We start from the raw sequence: 401 nt of genomic DNA, 5'->3' as shown, positions 1-401 counted from the left end.
CATCCAAATCCGGTTGTAGACCTTGGTTTGGACCAGGAAATCTGTGCTGGTGGAACTATTACCTTGGATGCCGGTAATCCGGGATCAAGCTACCTGTGGTCAAATGGCGCGACAACTCAAACTATTACGGTATCAACTTCAGGAAACTATTCAGTAGTAGTAACCGATGGCAATGGTTGTTCAGCAACAGATGATGTGAATGTTACTGTTCATCCAAATCCGGTTGTAAACCTTGGTTTGGACCAAGAAACCTGTGCTGGAGGTACAATTACCTTGGATGCCGTTAATGCAGGTTCAACATATCTGTGGTCAAATGGGGCAACGACTCAAACCATAACTGTAAATACAAGTGGAAACTATTCAGTAGTTGTTACCGACGCCAATGGTTGTTCAGCAACGGA

At 44.4% G+C, this 401-nt stretch carries 1 protein-coding gene; it reads left to right on the top strand.

The window, feature by feature from the left end; genetic code table 11:
• A partial coding sequence (locus M0051_RS19660; protein ID WP_306743273.1) for a hypothetical protein occupies positions 1 to 401 on the top strand: 401 nt, incomplete at both ends.

This window comes from Marinifilum sp. D714 (assembly GCF_030851345.1).
Lineage (GTDB): Bacteria > Bacteroidota > Bacteroidia > Bacteroidales > Marinifilaceae > Marinifilum.
Note: the sequence above shows the minus strand (reverse complement) of the source record. Positions and strands in the feature narration are given on the sequence as shown.